Raw genomic sequence first — 3,596 nt, forward strand, 5'->3', positions numbered from 1 at the left:
CCATGGACACCGTCCTCGACGCCCTCCGCGCCCTGGGCGCGACGGTCGACGGCGACCGGCTCCCCTTCGTCCTGCACGGTGCGGGCGGGCTGACCGGCGGGCACGTCACGATCGACGCCTCGGCCTCGAGCCAGTTCGTGTCCGGCCTGCTGCTCTCCGGCGCCCGGTTCGACAAGGGCGTGACCGTGCACCACGACGGCAAGCCCGTCCCGAGCCTGCCCCACATCGACATGACCGTGGCGATGCTCCGCGAGGCCGGCGTGGTCGTCGACGACTCGGAGCCGAACACCTGGCGGGTCGAGCCCGGCCCGATCGCGGCCCGGACCTGGGCCGTCGAGCCGGACCTGTCCAACGCGTCGGTGTTCCTCGCCGCCGCGGCGGCCACCGAAGGCGAGGTCACCGTGACCGGCTGGCCCGCGGACTCCACCCAGCCCGGGACCGAGATCCTCGAGGTCCTGGCCCGGATGGGGGCCACCGTGGAGGCCCGCGCCGAGGGCATGACCGTCCGCGGCGGAGAGCTGCACGGGATCGACGTCGACCTGCACGAGGCCTCCGAGCTCACCCCCACCGTCGCCGCCCTGGCCGCGCTCGCGGACTCCCCCAGCGTGATCCGCGGTGTCGCGCACATCCGCGGCCACGAGACGGACCGGCTGGCCGCGCTGCGCACCGAGCTCGCGGCCGTCGGCGCGGACGTGACCGAGACCGAGGACGGCCTGCAGATCCGGCCGGGCACCCTCGCCGCGTCCGAGCGTCCGTGGGGCGCCTACGCGGACCACCGGATGGCGACCGCGGGCGCGATCGTCGGGCTGCGGGTCCCCGGGCTGGCGGTCGACGACGTGACCTGCACGGCGAAGACGATCCCGGACTTCCCGGGCCGGTGGGCGGCCCTGCTCGGGTGAGGCGCCGCTGATGGGCAAGCCCCGCGAGTACGACGAGACCGACGTCCGGGTCCGCCCCGGCCGGGGCTCCCGCCCGCGCACGAAGCGCCGCCCGGACCACGCCGACGCCGTCGAGGCCATGGTCACCGTGGTGGACCGCGGCCGGTGGACCTGCGCGCCCGCCGGGGATCCCGACCGGCCGCCCGTCACCGCGATGCGGGCCCGCGAGCTCGGCCGCTCGCCGATCGTCGTCGGGGACCGGGTGGGGATCGTCGGGGACCTGTCCGGTGCGCCGGACACGCTGGCGCGGATCGTGCGGGTCGAGGAGCGGCGGACCCTGCTGCGCCGCACCGCGGACGACACGGACCCCTTCGAGCGGATCGTGGTGGCCAACGCCGACCAGCTCGTGATCGTGACCGCGCTCGCGGACCCGGAGCCGCGAGAGGGGTTCGTGGACCGCTGCCTGGTCGCGGCCTACGCGGGTGGCCTCACGCCGGTCCTCTGCCTCACCAAGTCCGACCTCGCCGATCCCGGGCCGTTCGCCGCGCTCTACGCGGACCTGGGCCTCCCGATCGTCGTGACCCGACGCGGGGAGTTCCCGACCGAGCTCGCCGCCCTGCTCGACGGGCAGGTCTCGGCGTTGGTCGGGCACTCCGGCGTCGGCAAGTCCACTCTGGTCAACGCCCTGGTCCCGGACGCCGTACAGCGCACCGGCGTGGTCTCGGGCGTCGGCAAGGGCAGGCACACGACCGTCGCCGCGCTCGCGTTGCCGATCGAGGGCGGCTGGGTCGTGGACACCCCCGGCGTACGGTCCTTCGGGCTCGCGCACGTCACGCCGGACGCCGTCATCGCCGCGTTCGAGGACCTCGCCGCCGCCGTCGAGGAGTGCCCGCGCGTCGAGCGCGCACTCCGGGTCGGCGGGCGGGTGACCGACGGTGTCCTGCAGCCGGGGCGGCTCGCCGCACTGCGCCGCGTGCTCGTCGCACTACGCGCCGCACCGCCCGGAACGCCCTCCGCGGACCGTTAGCCTCGGCTCTTCGTTCCGAGGGGGGTCGCGTGCGGCAGGAGAGGCGTACCGGGGTGCTCGTCCTGGTGGCGTGTGCCGTGCTCGCGGTCCTGGCCTCCGTGGTGTCCTGTGCCCGCGGGAACTCCGACGAGACCGCCGCGCCCGGCCTGCCCAAGTACTACGCGGCCGCGGACCTGCTCACCGCCGTCACCGTCCGGCAGCGCACGGACCGCACCGCGGGCCTGCGGCTCAGCGGCCGGGTGGACGCGGGCGGCCCGCCCGCCCAGGTCGCCGGGGCCGGGGCCCTGCGCGTGGAGCAGGGCGGCGGGGTGTCCGCCCAGTTCACCCAGACCGTCACGGTCGACGGGCGGGCGCCGGAGGAGTCGGCCGTCGTCGTGCTGCGCGGCGGGACCGTGTTCCGGCAGGTCGCGGACGGGTGGGCCCGCATCGACCAGGCCGCCACCGGCACACCGGAGAAGCAGTGGGCGACCGTGGCCGCCAACCTCGCGGACACCGCGGACCCCACGGCCAACCTCGCCCGCTACCGGGAGGCGGCCCTGGTGGCCGATGCCGTGGACGACACCGTCGAGGGGGTCCAGGCCGTGCGGTACCTGGTGGTGATCGACCTCGCGCGGGCCGTGGAGCAGGAGCCGGACCCGGGTGCGCGCGCCGCCCTGCGCGGCCAGCTGGAGAGCGGGCTCACCCGGATCTCCTCCACCCTGTGGGTCGACGCGGCCAACCGCCCGCTGCGCACCGAGTCCCGCCAGACCCTCCCGGGCATCGGCACCCTGACCCTCACCGCGGACTACCGGGACTGGGGTACCCCGGTCACCATCGCGGCCCCCGCGGCCGCGGCGTAGCCAGGGCCTAATCTGAGGGCGTGTCCGACCCCCGCTCCCTCGGCGGCTTCACGCTGACCCGGCTGCTCGGCGAGGGTGGGATGGGGCGGGTCTACCTGGGCCGGGGCCGGGCGGGCACCGCGGCGGTGAAGGTGGTCCGCGCGGACCTCGCGGGCGACCCGGAGTTCCGCGCCCGCTTCGGGCACGAGATCGAGGCCGCCTCCCGGGTCCGCAGCCCGTACACCGCGGCCCTGCTGGGCGCCGACGCCGAGGCCGACCCGCCCTGGCTCGCCACCGAGTACGTGCCGGCCCCGTCCCTGCGCGAGGCGGTCGGCATCCACGGGCCGATGCCCGTCGAGCAGGTGCGGATGCTCGGGATCGGCCTGGCCGACGCGCTCACCGCCATCCACGGCGCCGGGATCGTGCACCGCGACCTCAAGCCCGCCAACGTGCTCCTCGGCGCGGACGGGCCCAAGGTCATCGACTTCGGCATCGCCCGCGCCGCGGACGCGACCGTGCTGACCCGCACCGGCGCCGTCGTCGGGTCGCCGGGGTTCATCGCGCCCGAGCAGATCACCCGCGCCCGCTCCGAGCCCGCGGGGGACGTCTTCGCCCTCGGCGGCGTCCTCGCCTACGCCGCGACCGGCAGGCCTCCGTTCGGCACCGGGGACGTCAACGCCCTGCTGTACCGGACCGTGCACACCGAGCCGGACCTCACCGGCGTCCCGGAGCCCCTGCTCGGTCTGGTCCGGTCCTGCCTGGACCGCGACCCCGCCCGCAGGCCGGACACCGCGGCGATCCGGGCCGCGCTCTCCACCGGCCCCGAGGACCGGCCGCGGACGGGCTGGCTGCCCGCCGAGCTGCCACCGGCGG

The 3,596-nt window shown here is 76.5% G+C and carries 4 protein-coding genes; all 4 read left to right on the forward strand.

The window, feature by feature from the left end:
• Positions 1-899 (forward strand): 3-phosphoshikimate 1-carboxyvinyltransferase (locus H5J29_RS25215; RefSeq protein WP_181783511.1); only part of this gene is annotated, 899 nt, incomplete at its 5' end.
• A 10-nt stretch (positions 900-909) separates the two neighbouring features.
• A complete protein-coding gene (rsgA, locus tag H5J29_RS25220; RefSeq protein WP_181783512.1) occupies positions 910-1,905 on the forward strand; it encodes a ribosome small subunit-dependent GTPase A in 996 nt (331 codons plus the stop codon).
• A gap of 29 nt (positions 1,906-1,934) precedes the next feature.
• A complete protein-coding gene (locus H5J29_RS25225) occupies positions 1,935-2,744 on the forward strand; it encodes an SCO4651 family lipoprotein (protein ID WP_181783513.1) in 810 nt (269 codons plus the stop codon).
• A 20-nt stretch (positions 2,745-2,764) separates the two neighbouring features.
• A partial coding sequence (locus H5J29_RS25230) for a serine/threonine-protein kinase (protein ID WP_220187904.1) occupies positions 2,765-3,596 on the forward strand: 832 nt, incomplete at its 3' end.

Source organism: Pseudonocardia pini (genome assembly GCF_013870575.1).
Taxonomy (GTDB): domain Bacteria; phylum Actinomycetota; class Actinomycetes; order Mycobacteriales; family Pseudonocardiaceae; genus Pseudonocardia; species Pseudonocardia pini.